The 20,548-nt window shown below is 71.2% G+C and carries 14 protein-coding genes; 7 read left to right on the forward strand and 7 right to left on the reverse strand.

The genetic code is table 11. The features are described 5' to 3' along the window. Positions 1-181: 181 nt before the first annotated feature. Positions 182-772 (reverse strand): TetR family transcriptional regulator, encoded by a 591-nt coding sequence (locus CG723_RS04045; protein WP_100591841.1) that lies wholly within the window; start codon positions 770-772, stop codon positions 182-184. A 24-nt stretch (positions 773-796) separates the two neighbouring features. Next, complete coding sequence (locus tag CG723_RS04050) at positions 797-1,831, reverse strand: aldo/keto reductase (protein WP_100591842.1); 1,035 nt, start codon at positions 1,829-1,831, stop codon at positions 797-799. A 417-nt stretch (positions 1,832-2,248) separates the two neighbouring features. Here CG723_RS04050 and CG723_RS04055 point away from each other — a divergent pair, with 417 nt between their 5' ends. After that, entirely contained in the window at positions 2,249-2,632 is a 384-nt protein-coding gene (locus tag CG723_RS04055) for a VOC family protein (RefSeq protein ID WP_100591843.1), read from the forward strand. Positions 2,633-2,647: 15 nt separating this feature from the next. On the opposite strand, the gene CG723_RS04060 is transcribed toward CG723_RS04055, so the two are convergent. Continuing rightward, complete coding sequence (locus tag CG723_RS04060; RefSeq protein WP_100591844.1) at positions 2,648-4,090, reverse strand: MFS transporter; 1,443 nt, start codon at positions 4,088-4,090, stop codon at positions 2,648-2,650. A 101-nt stretch (positions 4,091-4,191) separates the two neighbouring features. Here CG723_RS04060 and CG723_RS04065 point away from each other — a divergent pair, with 101 nt between their 5' ends. After that, positions 4,192-5,190: a helix-turn-helix transcriptional regulator gene (locus tag CG723_RS04065; RefSeq protein WP_100591845.1), complete on the forward strand. Its 999-nt coding sequence runs from the start codon at positions 4,192-4,194 to the stop codon at positions 5,188-5,190. Positions 5,191-5,274: 84 nt separating this feature from the next. Here the strand turns inward: CG723_RS04065 and CG723_RS04070 are convergent, their stop codons facing one another. After that, on the reverse strand, positions 5,275-6,744 hold the full coding sequence (locus CG723_RS04070) for an MFS transporter (protein WP_100591846.1): 1,470 nt from the start codon (positions 6,742-6,744) through the stop codon (positions 5,275-5,277). A 136-nt stretch (positions 6,745-6,880) separates the two neighbouring features. On the opposite strand from CG723_RS04070, the gene dusB reads away from it, so the two are divergent. Next, on the forward strand, positions 6,881-8,011 hold the full coding sequence (gene dusB / locus CG723_RS04075) for a tRNA dihydrouridine synthase DusB (RefSeq protein WP_100591847.1): 1,131 nt from the start codon (positions 6,881-6,883) through the stop codon (positions 8,009-8,011). A gap of 167 nt (positions 8,012-8,178) precedes the next feature. Here the strand turns inward: dusB and CG723_RS04080 are convergent, their stop codons facing one another. Both CG723_RS04080 and CG723_RS04085 read right to left on the reverse strand, forming a co-directional pair. After that, on the reverse strand, positions 8,179-10,170 hold the full coding sequence (locus CG723_RS04080; RefSeq protein ID WP_100591848.1) for an amylo-alpha-1,6-glucosidase: 1,992 nt from the start codon (positions 10,168-10,170) through the stop codon (positions 8,179-8,181). Then, positions 10,167-11,603: an MGH1-like glycoside hydrolase domain-containing protein gene (locus CG723_RS04085; RefSeq protein ID WP_234374185.1), complete on the reverse strand. Its 1,437-nt coding sequence runs from the start codon at positions 11,601-11,603 to the stop codon at positions 10,167-10,169. The genes CG723_RS04080 and CG723_RS04085 overlap by 4 nt, the downstream gene beginning before the upstream one ends. A 141-nt stretch (positions 11,604-11,744) precedes the next feature. On the opposite strand from CG723_RS04085, the gene CG723_RS04090 reads away from it, so the two are divergent. The 4 genes from CG723_RS04090 to CG723_RS04105 all read left to right on the forward strand — a co-directional run bounded on the left by CG723_RS04090 (position 11,745) and on the right by CG723_RS04105 (position 19,751). Beyond that, on the forward strand, positions 11,745-13,007 hold the full coding sequence (locus CG723_RS04090; protein WP_100591849.1) for an ROK family protein: 1,263 nt from the start codon (positions 11,745-11,747) through the stop codon (positions 13,005-13,007). A gap of 394 nt (positions 13,008-13,401) precedes the next feature. After that, a complete protein-coding gene (ppdK, locus tag CG723_RS04095) occupies positions 13,402-16,119 on the forward strand; it encodes a pyruvate, phosphate dikinase (RefSeq protein ID WP_100591850.1) in 2,718 nt (905 codons plus the stop codon). A gap of 300 nt (positions 16,120-16,419) precedes the next feature. Further along, complete coding sequence (locus tag CG723_RS04100; RefSeq protein WP_234374138.1) at positions 16,420-18,738, forward strand: galactose-binding domain-containing protein; 2,319 nt, start codon at positions 16,420-16,422, stop codon at positions 18,736-18,738. A gap of 98 nt (positions 18,739-18,836) precedes the next feature. Continuing rightward, the gene (locus CG723_RS04105; protein ID WP_100591852.1) at positions 18,837-19,751 is read left to right on the forward strand and encodes an oxidoreductase; all 915 of its coding nucleotides are present in this window, start codon (positions 18,837-18,839) and stop codon (positions 19,749-19,751) included. 93 nt (positions 19,752-19,844) lie between these two features. Here CG723_RS04105 and CG723_RS04110 read toward each other — a convergent pair whose 3' ends face one another. After that, positions 19,845-20,402: a hypothetical protein gene (locus CG723_RS04110; RefSeq protein ID WP_100591853.1), complete on the reverse strand. Its 558-nt coding sequence runs from the start codon at positions 20,400-20,402 to the stop codon at positions 19,845-19,847. Positions 20,403-20,548 lie beyond the last annotated feature (146 nt).

Genomic DNA, 20,548 nt, shown 5'->3' on the forward strand with positions numbered 1-20,548 from the left:
CGCCGATGGTACTGCAGGGGGGACCCTGTGGGAGAGTAGGACGCCGCCGAACTAATTTTGAAGAAAACCCCCGTAACGGATGAGAATCCTGTTACGGGGGTTTTCTGCGTTTAAGGGATTGATCCCCTTTTTCGGCCGACCCCCTTTTCAGGGCCCGGCCAAATGCTGTGCGGGGATACAGTCAGGAATTCAGGCCACGGAGGACGAGATCCGTGAGGGCCCTGAACTCCTCGTCGATGCCGGCCTTCTGCCACTCACCCGCGTACGCCGGATCGTGGAAGCGATTCGTCGCGTCGAATACCGCGCGGGCGGTCAGAGCGGGGTCGGGGTGGGGGAGGCTGAACTCCCCCCTGGCGACGCCGTCTTGAATGATGTGATCGAGCTGCATGATCAGCTCACCGACGTGGAGTTCGACCACCCGGCTGTTCTCGCTGATCAGAACTTGGTAGGTGGCGAAGAGCTGCGGGTCGTCGCCTGCCTTGCGGCGTTTGGCCGCGAACAGTGTCGAGAACCATTGGCGCAACAGGGCGGGCGACGTCAGCGAGCCATCCGTCGTCAGGAGTTGCAGTTCATTCGTGGTGCGGTCGAGCCAGCGCTTCGTGACCGCCTCGCGCAACTGTGCCTTTGTGCCGAAATGCCGGTAGACACTGCCGTGGCTGACGCCCAGCGCGCGGGCCACGTCGACGACGGTCGCCTTCGCGGGACCGTGGCGACGCAGCACCTCCTCGGTCGCCTCGAGGATGCGCTCGGTGGTCAGGGTCTCGGTTGCCATGATGCCGACCGTACCGGGCGGAGATCAGCGCTCGCTGTCGAGGTGTGCCATCTGTGCCTCGGGATAGCGGTCACCGGCGGCGGCACCGGCCGGGACGGCCTTCTCGATAGCGGCGAGGTCCGCCGAGTCCAGGGTGACGTCGAGAGCGCCGAGCGCCTCCGTCAGTCGGTCCCTGCGACGGGCGCCGACCAGGGGCACGATGTCGTCGCCGCGGCTGAGGACCCAGGCGATGGCGACCTGCGCGACACTGGCGCCCTTCTGCTCGGCGATCTTGCGCAGCGACTCGACGAGGTCGAGATTGTGCTGGAGGTTCTCACCCTGGAAGCGCGGGCTCATTCCGCGGAAGTCGTTCGCGGCGAGCTTGCGGTCCCGGCCGAAGTGCCCGGAGATCAGACCGCGCGACAGGACCCCGTACGCCGTGACGCCGATGCCGAGCTCGCGGGCGACCGGCAGGATCGCTTCCTCGATGCCGCGGGAGATCAGCGAGTACTCGATCTGCAGATCGGAGATGGGGGCGGTGGCCGCGGCCCGCCGGATCGTGTCGGCACCGACCTCGCTCAGGCCGATGTGCCTGACGTGTCCCTTCTCGACGAGCTCGGCGATGGCCCCGACGGTCTCCTCGATCGGTACGTCGGGGTCGACACGGGCGATCCGGTAGACGTCGATGTGGTCGACGCCGAGGCGCTGGAGCGAGTACGCCGCGAAGTTCTTCACGGCGGCCGGCCGGCCGTCGTAGCCGGACCAGCCACCGTCCGGGTCCCGGAGAGCGCCGAACTTCACGCTGGTCAGCGCCTTCTCGCGGTGTGCGGCGGGGGCGGTCCGCAGGGCCTCCCCGATCAGCATCTCGTTGTGCCCCATCGCGTAGAAGTCGCCGGTGTCGAGCAGGGTGATGCCGGCGTCGAGGGCCGCGTGAACGGTGGCGATGGACTCGCCCCGGTCGGCCTCGCCGTAGAGCGCAGACATCCCCATGCAGCCGAGCCCGATGGCGGACACCTGAGGACCGGTGGAGCCTAGGGAGCGGAGGTGGAGAGTGGGGGAGGTGGGAGTGGTGGGGGACATAGAGCGTTCCTTGGGTCGGTGCCGTCAGTTCGAGAGTTCGGTGTCTCCCTATCCACGATGACATGACAACTGACAGATTTCAATATCTGTCAGTTGTCATCTGTCAGCTGTCGCGCGATGCCGGGCCCAATCGTTGTCGGACCCTCTGCCGGGTGGCCGGGTGGCCGGGTGGCCGGGTGGCCGGGTGGCCGGGTGGCCGGTTTCGCTGTTGAGCCCGTCCCGGTTGGGCGTTAGCGTTCTTTGTATGACTGCCGGGTCGGCCTTGGGCCGCGTACGAGTGAGGCGCCCGGCCTTCGGGTGAGGGTGGCGCGGGGCCGAGGGCCGCCGCGTGTCTCCGTGTTCCTTCCCGGCGCCCGTGTGCGGGTGCCGCGTTCCTTCAGCAGCCGAAGAAGCGTATGAACCGGAGAACTGTCACCCATGTCTGCTCAGTTGAATCACACCGCCGTCTATGCCCACGACCGTCATCTCTCGGCCGAGTTCCTCGCCGCCGTGCTGGGGTTGAAGGTCGGCGCTCCGTTCGGGCCGTTCCTGCCGGTCGATCTCGGTAACGGCGTGACCCTCGACTTCTACGAGAAGCGCGACGAGCCCATCCAGTCGCAGCACTACGCCTTCCTCGTGCCCGACGAGGAGTTCGACGGGATGATCGGCCGCCTCGCCGCCGTCGGAGTCACCTACTTCGCGGACCCCAGCCACACCGAACCCGGCCGGATCAACAGGCTCTTCGGCGGTTGCGGCGCGTACTTCAGCGATCCCGACGGGCACAACATGGAGATCATGACTCGCCCCTACGTTCGCCCCTAGCGGGTGGGGCGGGCATCACCCCACCACCCGCGGCAGTCGCACGCTCAGTGCTGTCGTCAGGGCGATGCCCGCCAGTTGCGCCAGCAGGGTCGTGACCAGCGCGTCTCGTGCGCCCAGGCTTGGGATCAGGGCGAGGAACAGGGAGCCGAGTGTGGCTACGCCGAGGGCCAGGGCCGACTGCTGGGTGGTGATCATGACGCCGCTGCCTACTCCCGCCCGCGACGCCGGTACCTCGGACAGGATGAGCCGGAAGAGTATGGGGAGTTGGAGTGCCTGTCCCGCGCCCGCGAGTGCGGCGCCCGGCATCAGTTCCAGGACGCCCAGGTCGGGCCAGGTTCGCCAGGCCGCGAGGGCGATCAGGACGACGCCGGCCCCCTGGATGATGCCGCCCGCGGTGACGATCCGGGTGCCGTAGCGGGCGATGAGGCGCGGGCCGGCGAGGGACACCGCGAAGAAGGCGACGGCCATGGGCGCGAGGGCCAGGCCCGCCGGTACGGGGCCGAGGTGTTCGCCCTGCTGGAGCGCCACTGCGATCACGAACATGAAGCCGCTGAACCCGATGGAGAACGGCACGACCATGATCAGGCCGCGGCGCAGTGAGACCAGCGCGAAGAGGCTGGGTGGGACCAGTGGGGTGCGGCCATGGCGGTCCGCACGGCGTTCCACCTGGTAGAAGGCGTACGCGATGAAGGGGAAGACCGCGAGCGAGAGCCACGTCCACAAGGGCCAGCCCGCCGCCCTGCCCTCGGTCAGGGGTGCGAGGAGCGTGAGCAGGGACGCGGCGAGGAGTACCGTGCCGGGGCCGTCGACCGGCTCGGGGTGCTCGGAGCGCGTCTCGGGAACGGCGCGGGCGGCCAGGAAGAGGCCGACGAGGACTACGGGCACGTTCACCAGGAACACCGACCGCCAGCCGGTCCCGAACACGTCTGCTGCGATGAGGACGCCGCCCAGGATCTGGCCGGCGACCATGGACAGGCCCGCCGTCGCCCCGTACAGGCCCATGGCCTTCGCCCGGCGCCGGCCCGTCGTCGTCGACTGGATGGTGGCGAGGACCTGCGGGAGCATCGCGGCCGACGCGGCGCCCTGCGCGACGCGCGCGGCCACAAGGGTCCAGGCGTCGGGGGCGAGGCCGCAGGCCAGCGAGGTCAGGCCGAAGGCGATCATGCCGCCGAGGAACAGCCTGCGTCGGCCGAAGAGGTCGCCGAGCCGTCCGCCGAGGACGAGCAGGACGGCGTACGCGAGTCCGTAACCGGCGACGACGAGTTCGAGGAGCGCCTCGCCCGCGGCCAGGTCGTGGCCGATGGTGGGCAGGGCGACGTTCACGATGAAGAAGTCGATGAGAGGGAGGGCGGCGCCTACGAGCACGGTGAAGAGCCCGAGTCCGCCGAGTGCCGGTGGGGCCGTGGCGGAGCGGGCAGTGGTGGCGACAGAGAGGGAACGGGTCCCGGTTCCGGTCATGGATACCAGCGTCGTCGGGCGCTCAGACTGGTACCAGAGTGTCCTTATCCTGGTAGAAGGACTACCTGGCAACAGGCTCCGTGGCGCGGCAGGCTGGAGGCATGACCACGATGGCGCGGGATACTACGACGACTGTGGCAGAGGGACGGGCGCGGGCCGAGGCGGAGGCCCCGGCTCAGGCGGAGGCCCAGGCTCAGGCTCAGGCGAAGGCCGGAGGGCGGCCCGGGCAGGTGGCGCCCCCGCTCGAGTCGCCCAAGCGCGAGTCCGAGATCCGGCGGCACGAGCTCGCCGACTTTCTGCGCAGCCGTCGCGCTCGCATCACCCCCGAGCAGGTCGGGCTGCCGCGCGGCCGGCGCCGGCGTACCCCCGGGCTGCGGCGTGAGGAGATCGCGCAGCTGTCCGCGGTCGGGGTCACCTGGTACACGTGGCTCGAGCAGGCGCGGGACATCCAGGTGTCGGTGCAGGTCCTGGACGCGCTGGCCCGCACGCTGCTCCTCGACGCGAGTGAGCGCGCGCATCTCTTCCAGCTCGCCGGGGCCGTCGATCCGTCGCCCGCGGCGAGCTGTCAGACCGTCACGCCGGCGCTGCGTCTGATGCTGGAGAAGCTGGAGCCGCTGCCCGCCTGCATCCAGAACAGCCGGTACGACATCCTCGCGTACAACCGTACGTACGGGCGGCTGCTGTGCGATCTGGACACGGTGGCACCCGAGGACCGCAACTGTATGGTGCTGATCTGCACGAACGAGCAGTGGCGGAAGTCGTTCGTGTTCCTGGAAGACACGATCCGGCTGATGGCGGCCAAGTTCCGCGGGTCGATGGCCGGTCATCTGGGCGAGCCCGCCTGGGAGTTGCTGCTCAAGCGGCTCGAGGACGAGTCGCCGGAGTTCCGTGAGGCGTGGCAGCTGCACGAGGTGGTGGGCACGCGCAGCAAGACGAAGTACTTCCGCAACGCGTACGTCGGGCCGCTGTCCCTGGTCCACACCGATCTGTGGCTCGGCCCGGACCAGGGGGCCCGTCTGGTGACGTACACGCCCGCCGACGAGGAGTCCCGGGAGCGGCTCGACCGGCTTCAGGAGCTGGCGCTCGCCGCGGCCTCCTGAGTCTCCTGCTGCTCCGGCAAGGCGCCAGGGGCTGGTGGGAGGCCGACCCGGGGAACGGCCACGCCGTGGCCGGCGGCGGTCGCTTCAGGAGCTGGCGCCCGCCGTGGCCTCCTGGATTTCCGGCTGTTCCAGGCAGCGGGCGGTGCGCTGTGCTGTGGAGCGTGCCCAGCGGCCGCTGGTGAGGAGGCCGACCAGGAGTACGGCGAGGCCGCAGCCCACGATGATCCACCAGCCGCCGCGGCTCGCGTCGACGAACGTGGTCGCGTACGCCGATGTGCCGACGGCCCCCGCGACGCCCGACGCGAGGACCGCGCCGATGACGGCGACGCCGAGGGTCTGGCCGATCTGCCGGCTGGTGGAGGCCACCGCGGCGGCGACGCCCGCCTGGGCGCGGGGCATGCCGGAGACAGCGGTGTTCGTGATGGGGGCGTTGACGAAGCCGAAGCCCAGGCCGAACAGGACGTAGCCGATGAAGCGGGTCACGTTCGACGTCTCCGCCTCGAACGCGGCGAACAGGAGGCCGCTCGCCGTCATCGCGATGCCCGCGACGAGCAGCGGGATCCTCGGGCCGCGGCTGCCGACGATGCGGCCGGAGACCGGAGCGCACACCAGGGTCATGGCCGCCATCGGCAGCATCCACAGGCCTGCGTCCAGGGCGTCGAGGCCGCGTACGTTCTGCAGGTAGAGCGTCGACAGGAACAGGAAGCCACCGAGCGAGGCGAACGCGCTGATCGCTATCACCGTGGCGCCGCTGAAGGGTGCCGAGCGGAAGAAGCGCAGGTCGATGAGGGGTTCGGCGCGGCGCGGCTCGTAGGCGATCAGTCCGATGAGGGCCACGAGGGCGAGCAGCGCGAACGTCGCGATGGTGGGGGACGTCCACCCCGCTTCGGGGGCCTCGATGATCGCGTACGTGAGTGAGCCGAGGAGCACCATGACGAGGAGCTGCCCGATCGGGTCCGTGCGGCGCGGCTTGGGGGCGCGGGACTCGGGGACGTAGCGGATGGTCAGCAGGAGGGCGGCGAGGCCCACCGGCAGGTTGATCCAGAAGATGGAGCGCCAGCCGACCGAGTCGACGAGGACGCCGCCCACGATGGGGCCCGCGGCCATGGAGATACCGACGACGCCGCCCCAGACGCCGATGGCCCGGGCGCGTTCGCGGGGCTCGGTGAACGTGTTGGTGATGATCGACATGGCGACGGGGTTGAGCATCGAGCCGCCGACCGCCTGGACCATGCGGAACACGATGAGGGACTCCAGGTTCGGCGCCACCGAGCACAGCACCGAGCCCACGGTGAAGATCACCAGGCCGGCCTTGAAGATCCGGCGGCGCCCGATCCGGTCGGCCGTCGAGCCCGCCAGCATCAGGAGCGACGCGAGGACCAGCGTGTACGCGTCGATGGTCCACTGCATGCCGGAGACGCTCGCGCCGAACTCCTTCTGCATGCTCGGCAGCGCGACGTTCAGGACGGTGTTGTCGAGGCTGACGATCAGCAGGCTCATGCAGCAGATCGCGAGGACGAGCATCCGCCGGCGGGGAGTCAGTGGGGGTGGCATGTATCCGACGGTAGCCCGACGGCGGGCGGGGGCGCCCGCCAGGTCGGGGACAACCCTGGGCTGGGCTGTCCGCCAGGTGGGGGACAATGGAGAACTGCCCCTGCCCACAGCCCCACGATTTCGGAGAGCCCGCCCGATGTCCCAGCAGCTCACCATCGGTCCGCACCTCGTGCAGCCGCCCGTGGTCCTCGCGCCCATGGCCGGGATCACGAACGCGCCCTTCCGCACCCTGTGCCGGGAGTACTCCGGCGGCAAGGGCCTCTTCGTGAGCGAGATGATCACGACGCGGGCGCTGGTCGAGCGCAACGAGAAGACCATGCAGCTGATTCGCTTCGACGCGAGTGAGCAGCCCCGGTCGATCCAGCTGTACGGCGTCGATCCGGCGACCGTCGGCAAGGCCGTCCGCATGATCGCCGAAGAGGATCTCGCCGATCACATCGACCTGAACTTCGGCTGCCCGGTCCCCAAGGTGACGCGCAAGGGCGGCGGCTCCGCGCTCCCGTACAAGCGGAATCTGCTGCGGGCCATCCTGAAGGAGGCCGTCAGCGGGGCCGGGGACCTGCCGGTCACGATGAAGATGCGCAAGGGCATCGACGACGACCACATCACCTTCCTCGACGCGGGCCGGATCGCCGTCGAGGAGGGCGTCACCGCGATCGCCCTGCACGGGCGGACCGCGGCGCAGCACTACGGCGGCACGGCCGACTGGGACGCCATCGCCCGCCTGAAGGAGCACGTCCCGGAGATTCCCGTCCTCGGGAACGGCGACATCTGGTGCGCCGACGACGCGGTGCGGATGATGCGCGAGACCGGCTGCGACGGTGTCGTGGTGGGGCGCGGCTGCCTGGGGCGGCCGTGGCTGTTCGGTGATCTCGTCGCCGCCTTCGAGGGCACGGGCGCGCCCGCCGCGCCCGACCTGCGCAAGGTCGCCGACGCGATGGTGCGGCACGCCGGGCTGCTCGGCGAGTGGATCGGCGACGAGGCACGCGGTGTCATCGACTTCCGTAAGCACGTGGCCTGGTATCTGAAGGGCTTCTCGGTCGGTTCCGAGATGCGCAAGCGGCTCGCCGTCACGTCGTCGCTCGCCGAGCTGCGCGCGGGGCTCGACGAGCTGGACCTCGACCAGGCGTGGCCCGTGGGCGCGGACGGGCCTCGCGGCCGTACGTCCGGCAACAACCGGGTGGTGCTGCCGGACGGCTGGCTCAAGGACCCGTGGGACTGCGCGGGCGTCAGTGAGGACGCGGAGCTGGACACGTCCGGGGGGTGACGTGTCGCGGGGGAGTTGTTTCACCCACTCCACCCCGCCCCTTCCCGGAACCGGGGGCTCTGCCCCCGGACCTCCGGACCCCCGGTCGCTCAAAGGCCGCGACCGGCTGAAAGACCTCCCCAAGACCCCGACGCCCGAAGACCCCGGTCGGCCGAAGACCCCCGTTGCTAATAGACCGCCGTGAGCAGCGCGAGCGGCGCCGCCGCCGACCGTGACTCGCGCTCGCACGCGTGCGGGTAGGGGACGGGCGCCGGGTACGACTCCCGCGCGTACCCGGCGAGCACCTCGGGCAGCCGGTGGCCGGAGGCCGCTGCGGCCTCCACCAGCGCGTTCGCCACCGTCCGCGCCTCGTCATGCAGTCCGTAGCGGGCGAGCCCGAGCGCGATCAGCGCGTTGTCGTGCGGCCACACCGAGCCCCGGTGGTAGGAGAGCGGGTGGTAGGCGGCCTGCCCCGCCGCGAGCGTGCGCACCCCCCAGCCGGAGAAGAAGTCGGGCTCCAGGAGACGCCGGCCGACCACTTCCCCGTACTCCTTGTCGAGCAGGCCCGACCACAGGAGATGGCCCGCGTCGGACGCCAGCGCGTCGACGTGTCGCCCCTCGCCGTCCAGGGCGAGCGCGGGGAACGCGCGGTCCGCCATCCAGAAGTCCCGCTGGAACCGGTCCCGCAGATCCGTCGCCGTCTGCTCCAGAAGGTCCGCGTACACCGGGTCGTCCCAGGCCGTGCGGGCGAGCGCGGCCGTGCGGCGCAACGCGTCGTACGCGTAGCCCTGGGCGCCCGCCGCCGTCACGGGTCCCGTGGGGCGGCTGCCGTCGGCCGAGCAGATGGCGCCCGGCGAGTCCTTCCAGTTCTGGTTGGCGAGGCCGCCCCGGTCGGCGCGGTAGACGAGATAGCCGCGTGAGGTGAGGCCGCCGTGGTCGAGCATCCAGCTGACGGCGGCCCGCGCGTGCGGTTCGAGGCGGCGGGCCGTCGCCACGTCGCCGGTCCGGTCCGTGTACGCGCCGAGCAGGACGAGGAAGAGGGGCGTCGCGTCGACGGAGCCGTAGTAGCGGGCGAAGGGGACCTGGCCGAAGTGCGCCAGCTCGCCGTGCCGCACCTCGTGGACGATCTTGCCGGGCTGGGCCACGGCGCCCTCGGTGGACTCCGTGGCCTGCGTCGCGGCGAGCACCGGGAGCGTCGCGGCGGCCAGCCCCGGCCGGTAGGGGAGGGCGAACAGGGAGGTCAGGAGCGCGTCACGGCCGAGGAGCGTGAGGAACCAGGGGACGCCCGCGCCCGGCACGCTCAGCCGCTCGCCGTCCGGGCCGGTGGCCGGGACCTGAAGCACGGCCAGGTCGGCCAGGCCCCTCGTGCACGCCGCGGCGAGTCCGGGCCAGGCGGCGGGCAGGGTGACGTCCCGGGTGAACTCCTCGGTGCGCGCGGCGAGTTCGGCCGCCGCGTCGGCGGGGGACGCGGGCACCGGAGTACGGGGGGCGCCGTGTGGGCGGGCCGCGACGCGCAGGTTCAGGTCGGCCGTGCCGTGCCCGGTCAGTTCGAGAGACCAGACGAGGCGGCGGGCGCCGGTGCCGGTCTCCTCGACGGCGTCGGGCGCGGGCTCTGCGGTCACCGTGGTCGACGAGCGCCACTCGCCCCGCCGGTAGCCGAACCGGACGCCGTCCTCCAGGACCGACCGGGAGCGGACCGCGCCGGTCTTCGCGTACGTGCGGTGGTCGGCGCGCAGCTCGAACTGGTCGGTGAAGTCCGCGTCTACGGTCAACGCGAGCTGTACCGTCGTCGGCACCGCGCGGTTGGAGACGACCCGCAGGGTCTCGACGAACGCGCCGTCCGCCACGGCCTGTTCGCGGAAGAGCGTGTACGCGGGCGGCTCCAGGCGGCCGCCGCGCGGCACCAGTACACAGCGCGCCACGCCTTCACCGGCGCCGGTCCGCCCGGCCGCGTCCCCGCCGGTTCGCCCGCCCGCGTCCCCGCCCGGCCGTCCGGCGGGCGTGAGCACTTCGGGTGCGGCGCCGTCCGCCGTGAGCTGCCAGCGGCTGAGGTGCCGGCCGTCGCGCACGAACAGGCCGTCGGGCGAGCCGGATCCGCGTACGCCGCTGATGTCGCCGCCGGGGCCGATCGCCGCGAACGTGGCTCCCCGCACGAGCAGTTGATGCTGTCGGTCCGTCATCCCCAGGTCCCTCCCTCGTGCCGCTCCAGCGGCTCCTGCAGCAGATCCAGGGCGAGTGCGGCGCTCCATGCGAAGCCGCGCGCGCCGCAGCCGCGCCCCGTGTACGGATCCACGTATTCGGCGAAGGCCGTGTCGAGCGCCGTGCCGAGCAGCGCGGCGCGCAGGCGTTCGGCCTCCGCGTGCTCGCCGTGGAGGCGCAGGCCGCGCTCGATCAGCCAGTTCGTGTTGAACCAGGCCGGTCCGCGCCAGTAGCGGTGCGGGTCGAAGGCCGGTCCCGTCAGGTCGTAGCTCGGCACGAGCCGCACCGCGGTGCCGAGGCCGAAGCGAGGGCCGCGGGCGACGCGCAACAGTCCGGCGGTCACGTGCCGAGGCAGCGTCGGCAGGATGAGCGGGATCAGGCCCGAGACGCCGTACTCGGGGATCAGGGCGGGGGGTGAGGACCGGCCGGCGGTTCGGGGTGTGTCGTGTCCCGGTGCGCGGGGCGCGTGGTGGCCGTCGGCCGCGCCGCGCAGGTCGCGGCAGAAGAACATGCCCGTCACCGGGTCCCACAGGCGCTCGACCAGCGCTGCCGTGAGGCGTTCGGCGCGGGCGTGGCGGGCCGTGCCCGCGGCGCCGAGTTCGCAGGCGATGCGGGCGAGGGCGTGTTCGGAGGCGATCAGGAGGGCGTTGAAGGAGGGGTCCTCTACGGCGAACTCGCCCTGCCCGTCGGCATATTGGCCGTTCCGGTAGTCCGTCGCCAGGCGCACGTACCGGCCGTAGTCGAGGTCGGTGGGGCGGTCGTCGGGCGCGCCGTGCTCCAGGTCGGCGCGGCGGAACGCGCGCGCGGGCGCCGGGGCGATCCGGCTCAGCGGGGCGTCCCAGCACGGGCTGTTGTCCATGCCCTGCTCCCAGGGATGGATCACGCTGGCGAGGCCGCCACCGCCCAGGTCCCTGCGGTGCAGGAGGTAGCGGTGCCAGGCCGCGAGCTTCGGATAGACGCGGGCCAGGAACGAGCGGGACCGGGACAGGCCCGGGTCGGCGCGGTGCACGAGCCAGGCCGCCAGCGCGTGCACCGGCGGCTGCACGATGCCGGAGGTCTGCACGGAGCGCGGCGCTCCGGCCGCCCGTCCCGAAGTGGAGGAGCGCCAGAAGTCGGGGCTGGGAAAGTAGGCGTCGAGGGGGACGGAGGGGTTGAACACGATGTGCGGCACCCGGCCGTCGCCCCACTGCGCGTCGAACAGCGTCTCCAGCTCCAACTGGGCGCGCAGCGGCGACACATGACGTGACCCGATGGCAACGAACGCGGAGTCCCACGACCACTGGTGCGGATAGAGGGTGCGGGAGGGGACCGTGGACGTGCCCGTCCAGTTCGTCTCCAGGACCCGTGCCGCCTGCTCGCGCAGCGCGGCCCGCTCGAGCGAGGGCGCGGCGACGGCATCGGAGGCGCGGCGCAGAGCCGCACCGGTCCGCCGGGTTGTGCGGTCCACACGAACTCCCACGGTCTGTCAGTTAAGCCGTATCCAGCATAGAGTTACGTCTACTTAACCAGCAAAACCCAATATGTAACGCGCAGTTGATGAACGCAAGGGGTGCGAATGGCCGGGGACCGGACGAGAGAGCGGCCGCGGAGCCAGACGAGCGCCGGGGATCTGCTGGACCTCGTGCGCAGCGGCCGGGCGACCACGCGCGGCGCGCTCCAGGAGGCCACCGGGCTCTCCAGGGCCACCGTCGGCCAGCGCCTCGACCGGCTCTTCCGGGCGGGCTGGCTGCGTGAGGGCGCGGGCGGTCCGGCCGGGTCGCCGACGGGCGGGCGGCCCTCCCTGCGCCTGGAATTCGACGACGCCCACGCGGTTGTGCTCGCCGTCTCCCTCGACACCCGGCACGCGCGCGCCGCCGTCCTCACCCTCACCGGCGAGCTGCTCGCCGAGCGCTCCGGCGCCCTGTCCGTCGACGAGGGGCCGGAGCGGGTGCTCGGCGCGCTCGGCGGCTGGTTCGCCGGGCTGCTGAAGGAGGCGGGGCGGACCGCGGACGCGGTGTGCGGCATCGGGATCGGGGTCCCGGGTCCCGTGGACAGCGCCACGGGCCGCGTCGTACAGCCGCCGATCATGCCGGGCTGGGACGGCTACGACATCAGGGGCCGCCTGGGCCGCGCCTTCGCCGAGCAGACGGGCGGCGGCGGTGATGTGCGTGACGCGGGTGGTGCAGAGGGCGCAGGCGGCGTCCCCGTTCTCGTGGACAACGACGCCAACCTGATGGCCTACGGCGAGCAGCGCACCGGACACCCGGACTGCGCGGCGTTCGCCCTCGTCAAGGTGTCCACCGGCATCGGCGCCGGCGTCGTCGTCGGCGGCCGGATCTACCGGGGCATCGACGGGGGAGCGGGCGACATAGGGCATATCCGGGTGCCCGAGGGCGCGGGCACGCTGTGCCGGTGCGGCTCGTACGGGTGCCTGGCCTCGGTGGCGAGCGGGCGCGCCCTTGCGCGGCGGCTCACCGAGGCCGGGGTGCCGGCGGAGTCGGGATCGGATGTGCGGGAGCTGCTCGCCGAGGGGCACCCCGAAGCGGTGCGCCTGGCACGGGAGGCCGGGCGCAGCGTGGGCGAGGTCCTGGCGACGGTGGTGACCCTGCTCAACCCGGGGGTCCTGATGATCGCGGGGGATCTGGCCGGAACCCCCTTCCTCACGGGCGTACGCGAGCTGCTCTACCAGCGGGCCCTGCCGCGCTCCACCGCTCATCTGGACGTGGTCACCGCGCGGCTCGGCGAGCGGTCTGCCCTGGTGGGGGCGGGTGCGCTGGTCGTGGAGCACCTCTACGCGCCGGACCGGGCGGAGGAACGGCTCGCGGCGCTCGGCCTGTGAACGCCCGCTTTGCGTCCGGATGCTGACATCGAAGGGCCCGGAAACGGCGTGATTCTCGCCACCCCTGATAGGGGTAGCGCTCAGATGAGCAACTTGAAGGCGGCTGTACATTTCTAAGGCATGGCACTGAGTGCCACCGTTCGATCATTTACAACTTGAACTCACCTGAGTGTGGAGTGCGCTCACCTGAGCGATATTTGGCGTCTACGGGGGTTGTGTCTTCAAGAAATGAAGACAAGGTTCTCGGTGCCGCTGCCTGTTAGTTACTTTCGATCTAGCGGCGGACGGGTGGTTACGGCCGTATGACGCACAAGTGGACGTACCCAGATGCCTTCGATCTGGGTATGTTCCTCGCCGTCAGGGCAGCCACCGAGTCATCGAGGAGTCGAGACCCGTGTCGGAAAACAAGGATCCCCACGTAGTGAAGTTCGTTTACGACTTCACCGAGGGAAACAAGGACCTCAAGGACCTCCTCGGCGGGAAGGGGGCGAACCTCGCGGAGATGACCAACCTCGGTCTGCCGGTTCCTCCCGGCTTCGTCATCACCACTGAGGCCTGCAAGGTCTACCTCGACAGTGGCGATGAGCCGGTGGCACTGCGTGACGAGGTGAGTGCGCACCTCGACGCCCTCGAGCAGAAGATGGGCAAGAAGCTCGGCCAGGCCGACAACCCCCTTCTGGTGTCGGTCCGTTCGGGCGCGAAGTTCTCCATGCCCGGCATGATGGACACCGTCCTCAACATCGGACTCTCCGACAAGTCCGTCCTCGGACTGGTCAAGCAGTCCGGCGACGAGCGGTTCGCGTGGGACTCATACCGCCGCCTCATCCAGATGTTCGGCAAGACCGTCCTGGACGTCGACGGAGAGCTCTTCGAGGACGCCCTCGACAAGGCCAAGGCCGCCAAGAAGGTCACGGTCGACACCGACCTCGACGCCTCCGACCTCAAGAAGCTGGTCACCCGCTTCAAGAAGATCGTGAAGACCGAGGCCGGCCGGGACTTCCCGCAGGACCCGCGCGAGCAGATGGACCTCGCCATCCACGCGGTCTTCGACTCCTGGAACACCGACCGCGCCAAGCTCTACCGTCGCCAGGAGCGCATCCCCGGCAACCTCGGCACCGCGGTCAACATCTGTTCCATGGTCTTCGGCAACCTCGGCCCCGACTCCGGCACCGGCGTCGCCTTCACCCGCGACCCCGCCTCCGGCCACCAGGGTGTGTACGGCGACTACCTCCAGAACGCGCAGGGCGAGGACGTCGTCGCGGGTATCCGCAACACCGTCCCGCTCGCCGAGCTCGAGTCGATCGACAAGAAGTCGTACGACCAGCTCATGCAGATCATGGAGACGCTCGAGACCCACTACAGGGATCTCTGCGACATCGAGTTCACGATCGAGCGCGGCCAGCTGTGGATGCTGCAGACCCGCGTCGGCAAGCGCACCGCCGGTGCCGCCTTCCGCATCGCGACGCAGCTCGTCGACCAGGGCCTCATCGACGAGGCCGAGGCGCTCCAGCGCGTCACGGGCGCCCAGCTCGCGCAGCTGATGTTCCCGCGCTTCGACGAGAACGCGAAGGTCGAGAAGATCGGCCGCGGCATCGCCGCCTCGCCGGGCGCCGCGGTCGGCAAGGCCGTCTTCGACTCGTACACCGCCGTCAAGTGGTCGCGTTCGGGCGAGAAGGTCATCCTGATCCGCCGCGAGACCAATCCCGACGACCTCGACGGCATGATCGCCGCCGAGGGCATCCTCACCTCGCGCGGCGGCAAGACGTCGCACGCCGCCGTCGTCGCCCGCGGCATGGGCAAGACCTGTGTCTGCGGCGCCGAGGACCTCGAGGTCGACACCAAGCGCCGCCGGATGACGGTCGGCGGGCAGGTCATCGAGGAGGGCGACGTCGTCTCCATCGACGGCTCCACCGGCAAGGTCTACCTCGGTGAGGTACCGGTCGTCCCGTCCCCGGTCGTCGAGTACTTCGAGGGCCGCATGCACGCCGGCGCCGACGACGCCGACGAGCTCGTCGGCGCCGTGCACCGGATCATGGCGTACGCGGACCGCGTCCGCCGGCTGCGGGTGCGCGCCAACGCGGACAACGCCGAGGACGCGCTGCGCGCCCGCCGCTTCGGCGCGCAGGGCATCGGCCTGTGCCGCACCGAGCACATGTTCCTCGGTGAGCGCCGCGAGATGGTCGAGCACCTGATCCTCGCCGACACGGACACGGAGCGCGAGGAGGCCCTCAAGGAGCTCCTGCCGCTCCAGAAGAAGGACTTCGTCGAGCTGTTCGAGGCGATGGACGGGCTTCCGGTGACGGTGCGCCTGCTCGACCCGCCGCTGCACGAGTTCCTGCCCGACATCACCGAGCTGTCGGTGCGCGTCGCCCTCGCCGAGTCCCGCCAGGACGCCAACGAGAACGACCTGCGCCTCCTCCAGGCCGTGCACCGCCTGCACGAGCAGAACCCGATGCTGGGCCTGCGCGGTGTCCGTCTCGGCCTCGTGATCCCGGGCCTGTTCGCCATGCAGGTACGGGCCATCGCCGAGGCCGCCGCGGAGCGCAAGAACGCCAAGGGCGACCCGCGCGCCGAGATCATGATTCCGCTCGTGGGCACCGTCCAGGAGCTGGAGATCGTCCGCGAGGAGGCCGAGCAGGTCATCGCCGAGGTGCAGGAGCAGACCGGCGTCGAGCTGAAGCTGGCGCTCGGCACGATGATCGAGCTGCCGCGCGCCGCGCTGACGGCCGGGCAGATCGCCGAGGCCGCGGAGTTCTTCTCCTTCGGCACGAACGACCTGACGCAGACCGTCTGGGGCTTCTCCCGCGACGACGTGGAGGCCTCGTTCTTCACGGCGTACCTGGAGAAGGGCATCTTCGGGGTCTCGCCGTTCGAGACCATCGACAAGGACGGCGTCGGCAGCCTCGTACGCAACGCCGTGGAGGCCGGCCGCGCCACGCGGCCCGACCTCAAGCTCGGCGTCTGCGGCGAGCACGGCGGTGACCCGGAGTCGGTCCACTTCTTCCACGAGGTCGGACTGGACTACGTCTCCTGCTCGCCGTTCCGTATCCCGGTCGCCCGCCTCGAGGCCGGCCGTGCCGCGTCGACGTCGACGGGCAGCGACCACCGCTAGGAACCGGTCCGCAAAACTCCGGAGCCGTTGTCTGGGTGCCCGACCCTCACGAAAGGCAGCGGCTCCGGTGCACCGAAGGAGAGGGCGGTACCCCTTGTGCGGGGGGTGCCGCCCTTTCGTGTGGGCGGGGGCGGGCGCTCTTGGAAGTCGTGTGGGCGGGGGCGGGCGCTCTTGGGAGTTCTGTGATGTCCGTTCCCTTGTGAGGCCCGGAAGGCAAGTGGTGTAGTCCAATGCATGCCTCCGAGTAACGGTTCGATTTCACCGCGTCTGTCACGCCGCTCGTTCGTCACCGCCCTCGCGGTGACCTCGGCAGTCACCGCCCTGCCGCTCGGGCTCGGGTCCGCCGCCGCGCGGGCCGCGGGCGGGAACGCGGCCAACGAACGCCCCGTCGTCATCCCCGCCCTCCAGAACTGGGCCGGATCCACGGGCCGCTACCGGCTCGAAGCGGGCGCGCCGATCGTCGTACAGGCCGCGAAAGCGAGTGAACTCCTGGCGCTCGCCCGGCAGTTCGCCGATGATATCGAAGAGGTCACCGGCATCAGGCCCGGCGTCCCCCGCGCCGGCCGCGGAGTGCGTGGCGGCCTGCGGCTCGTCCTCGACCCGGCCGACCGGCACGCGCCCGGCGGCGACCGGTACGCCGAGGAGGGTTACACCCTCCGCGTCACCGCGGCCGCCGTCACGGTCACCGCACCCACCCGCACCGGCCTCTACTACGGAACCCGCTCGGTCCTGCAGATCCTCCTGCGCTCCGACGGGCGCCGCGAACTGCCCACCGGCACCGCGCACGACTGGCCCGACTACCGGCTGCGCGGCTTCATGCTGGACGCGGGCCGCCGCTTCTTCACCCCGGGCTTCATCCGCGACCAGCTGCGCCTGATGGGCTGGTTCAAGCTCAACGACCTGCAACTGCATCTGAACGACAACGAGATCAGCCCGGCCGGCGGCGACTGGTCCCAGGCCTACGACGCGTTCCGGCTGCGCAGCGACAAGCCCGAATGGGCCGGGCTCGCCGCGCCCGACGGCTCGTACTCGCGGGGGGACTGGGACTCCTTCGAGGACACCGCGGCCGCCCACGCCGTCCAGCTCACCCCCGAGATCGACGCGCCCGCGCACGCCCGCTCCTTCGTGCGCTTCCGCCCCGAACTCGGCCTGAAGGGCGGCAACTCCGACCACCTCGACCTCGCCAAGCCGGAGACGACGGCCTTCATGAAGAAGGTCTTCGACGAGTTCGCGCCCTGGTTCCGCAGCCCCGAGATCCACTACGGCGCCGACGAGTACACCGGCCCCGAGGAGCAGTACCGCGGCTACTTCAACGCGATGGCCGCCCACCTGCGCACCCTCGGCAAACACCCCCGCGCCTGGGGCAGCCTCACCGAGATGGCACCCTCCGGCACCTCCGGCTACGACCGCGACGTCACCATCCACAGCTGGAACAACGGCTGGTACGGGCCCAAGGCCGCCACCGCCGACGGCTACGAGATCGTCAACACGAACGACGGGCTCCTCTACGTCGTCCCGTTCGCCACCTACTACCACCCGCTAGGCCTCGACGGCCCCTACCTGTACGAGAGCTGGGCCCCGCACGTTTTCCCCGGCGACCAGAGCCTCCAGCCGCACGACCCGAAGCTGCGCGGCGCCATGTCCGCCGTGTGGAACGACCTCGTGCACGCCACGTACACCCAGCAGGCCGTCCACGGTCTGGTCGAGAAGACCTTCGGCACGCTCGCTCAGAAGATGTGGAGCGGGTCCGGAGCGGGCCTGAGCTACCGCGACTTCACGGCCGAGCTGCGGCGTGGGATCGCCGGACCCGGGCTCACCACCCTCACGCCCACCCTCGCCGAACCCGACCAGATCTCCCTGGACGCCCCCGCCACCGCCTCCTCCACGGCGGCGGGAACCCGCCCCGTGTACGCCACCGACGGCAGCCCGGTCACCCGGTGGACCAGCGGCCGCGAGCGCGCTCCCTGGCTGGCCGTCGACCTCGGGCAGAGCCGGCCCGTACAACGCGTGCGCGTCGAATGGGGGCCGGAGCACGGCACCGCGTACGCCGTCGAGGTCTCCGACGACGGCGTCGCGTGGCGCACCGTCGCCGAGCGCACCGGCCGCGACCGCGCGGGCTGGGACGAACTCGGCTTCCCGGCGACCACCGCGCGCCATGTACGCCTGCGCGGCCGGGAGCGCGCGAGCACGCGCTACTCGGTGTGGAGCCTCCAGGTGTACGACATCCCCGACCTGGCGCTCGGCCGCCCCACCACCGCGTCCTCCGCCGAGACGGCCACGCTCACCGCGCCCAACGCCACCGACGGAGATCCGGGCACCCGCTGGGCGTCGAAATACACCGACGGCGAGTGGATCGAGGTCGACCTGGAGCAGACCCGGACCGTGCGGCGGATCGTCCTCGACTGGGAGACGGCCGCGGGACGGGACTACGACCTCCAGGTCTCCGCCGACGCCACCGGCTCGTCCTGGCGCACCGTCGCCGCGCGCCAGGGCCGCACCACGGCCGGGGTGGACACGGTCGACCTCGACGCCGTTCAGGCGCGGCGGGTGCGGATGCTCGGGGTGAAGCGGCAGACGACGTACGGGTACTCGCTCTACCGGTTCGAAGTGCGGGGCTGAGTACTCCGAGAGGGGAAACGGGGGTGCGGGGTTCCGCATCTACTGGCCGGTAAGTACAGTCGGGCACCCCCGTATCCCCTCGTCCAGGGAGCACAGCCATGACCGGCTGGAACGCGAGCGACATCCCCGACCAGAGCGGCCGCACGGCCGTGGTGACCGGCGCCAACAGCGGCATCGGCTACATCACGGCACGCGAGCTGGCCCGCAAGGGCGCCCACGTCGTCCTCGCCTGCCGCAGCGAGGCGCGGGGCACGGCCGCCCTCGACCGGCTGCGCTCCGAAGTGCCGGGCGCGCAGGCCGAGTTCGAGCAGCTCGACCTGGGTGACCTGTCGTCCGTGCGGAAGTTCGCCGGAGCGCGCGGCAGCGGGGAGCGGCTCGACCTGCTGATCAACAACGCGGGCGTGATGGCGCTGCCCCTCGGGCGGACCGCCGACGGCTTCGAGACGCAGTTCGGCGTCAACCACCTCGGCCACTTCGCGCTGACCGGGCTGCTCCTGCCCCGGCTCCTCGACACGCCCGGCGCCCGCGTCGTCAGCGTCTCCAGCATGTTCCACGTCCTCTCGGACATCGACATCGCGGACCTCAACAGCGAGCGCCGCTACCGGCGCTGGATCGCGTACGGCCGTTCCAAGACGGCGAACCTGCTGTTCATCCACGAGCTGGCGCGCAAGCTGGCGGCGCGCGGGTCCGACGTCGTAGCGGCGTCCGCGCACCCGGGGTACGCGTCCACGAACCTCGCGACGCAGGGCGTGCGCATGGAGGGCCGCAAGGCCGTCGAGCGCGTCGTCGAGCTGGGCAACCGGGTCATCGCCCAGCCCGCCGAGGCAGGCGCGCTGCCCACGCTGTACGCGGCGACGGAACCCGGTGTGCGCCCGGACTCGTTCACCGGGCCGTCCCTGATGATGTGGCGCGGGGCGCCCGCGAAGTCGTGGCGGGCCGGGCGGACCCTCGACGACGTGGCGGGGGAGCGGCTGTGGGCGGCGTCGGAACAGCTGACGGGCGTGACGTTCTAGGGCGAACCACCAGGACCCCCGCTCTCGGCTTCGCTCGGGCGGGGGACCCCCACGACCCCGCTCCCTGATCCGGCCTGATCCAAACGAAAGGCCCTAGTCCAGCTCCGAGGCCTCGAACACCGCGCGGGCCGCGTCGCCGTCGATGCGGGCCGCGAGGCGGTCGACGACCGGGGTGCCGCAGCGGAGCAGCCCGTTCGCACGGGCCCGGCGCGCGCCCGTCTCCAGGCGGTGCCAGACGACGGGGTTGTCGGTGAGCACCTTCGGGTCCAGCTCGACGCGCCCGCCGAGCGCGTCCCGCAGCACGAGCCGCGGCGTCACCCCGTCGCTGTGGCGCACCGACGTGAGCAGGTCCGTGCAGACCCGCCGTGTGCCCCAGACGCCGCGCACGGCGAGCCAGCCGGGACCCGCGCTGACCAGCGGCGGATGCAGCACGGCGTGCAGCAGCGCCGAGAGCCCCGCCCACAGCCCGACCCGCGCCGCGCTGAGCGTGCCGTTGGCCGTGTCGATCACCAGGATCAGGCAGAACAGCGTGAGCGCGCAGAACACCGCCGCCCGCAGATCGGCGGCCCACCGCCGGTCCCGCACCACCGTGTCCTGCGAAGCCGGCGCCGCCGCCCGCCCGCGGGATCCCGCCCTCGTGTCTCGTCCCATGCAGCGCACCGTAAGCCCGTGCGGCGCCCCAGGTCAGCACTCTTGACGCGTCGCTGATCCAGCGGCCGCGCACGTTGACGCCGTGCTGACGGGAGGGCCGACATACGGCTGTAGTCCCTCTGTCGTAATCCGGCCGCATGGTTGAT

Origin of the sequence: Streptomyces sp. CB01635, from assembly GCF_002803065.1 — a bacterium.
In the GTDB taxonomy this organism is placed as follows: Bacteria; Actinomycetota; Actinomycetes; order Streptomycetales; family Streptomycetaceae; genus Streptomyces.

Coding starts and splice junctions, on each gene's coding strand:
- CG723_RS04045 (WP_100591841.1), bottom strand. CDS start 772: ATGGCAACCGAGACCCTGACCACCGAGCGCATCCTCGAGGCGACCGAG.
- CG723_RS04050 (WP_100591842.1), bottom strand. CDS start 1,831: ATGTCCCCCACCACTCCCACCTCCCCCACTCTCCACCTCCGCTCCCTA.
- CG723_RS04055 (WP_100591843.1), top strand. CDS start 2,249: ATGTCTGCTCAGTTGAATCACACCGCCGTCTATGCCCACGACCGTCAT.
- CG723_RS04060 (WP_100591844.1), bottom strand. CDS start 4,090: ATGACCGGAACCGGGACCCGTTCCCTCTCTGTCGCCACCACTGCCCGC.
- CG723_RS04065 (WP_100591845.1), top strand. CDS start 4,192: ATGACCACGATGGCGCGGGATACTACGACGACTGTGGCAGAGGGACGG.
- CG723_RS04070 (WP_100591846.1), bottom strand. CDS start 6,744: ATGCCACCCCCACTGACTCCCCGCCGGCGGATGCTCGTCCTCGCGATC.
- dusB (WP_100591847.1), top strand. CDS start 6,881: ATGTCCCAGCAGCTCACCATCGGTCCGCACCTCGTGCAGCCGCCCGTG.
- CG723_RS04080 (WP_100591848.1), bottom strand. CDS start 10,170: ATGACGGACCGACAGCATCAACTGCTCGTGCGGGGAGCCACGTTCGCG.
- CG723_RS04090 (WP_100591849.1), top strand. CDS start 11,745: ATGGCCGGGGACCGGACGAGAGAGCGGCCGCGGAGCCAGACGAGCGCC.
- CG723_RS04105 (WP_100591852.1), top strand. CDS start 18,837: ATGACCGGCTGGAACGCGAGCGACATCCCCGACCAGAGCGGCCGCACG.
- CG723_RS04110 (WP_100591853.1), bottom strand. CDS start 20,402: ATGGGACGAGACACGAGGGCGGGATCCCGCGGGCGGGCGGCGGCGCCG.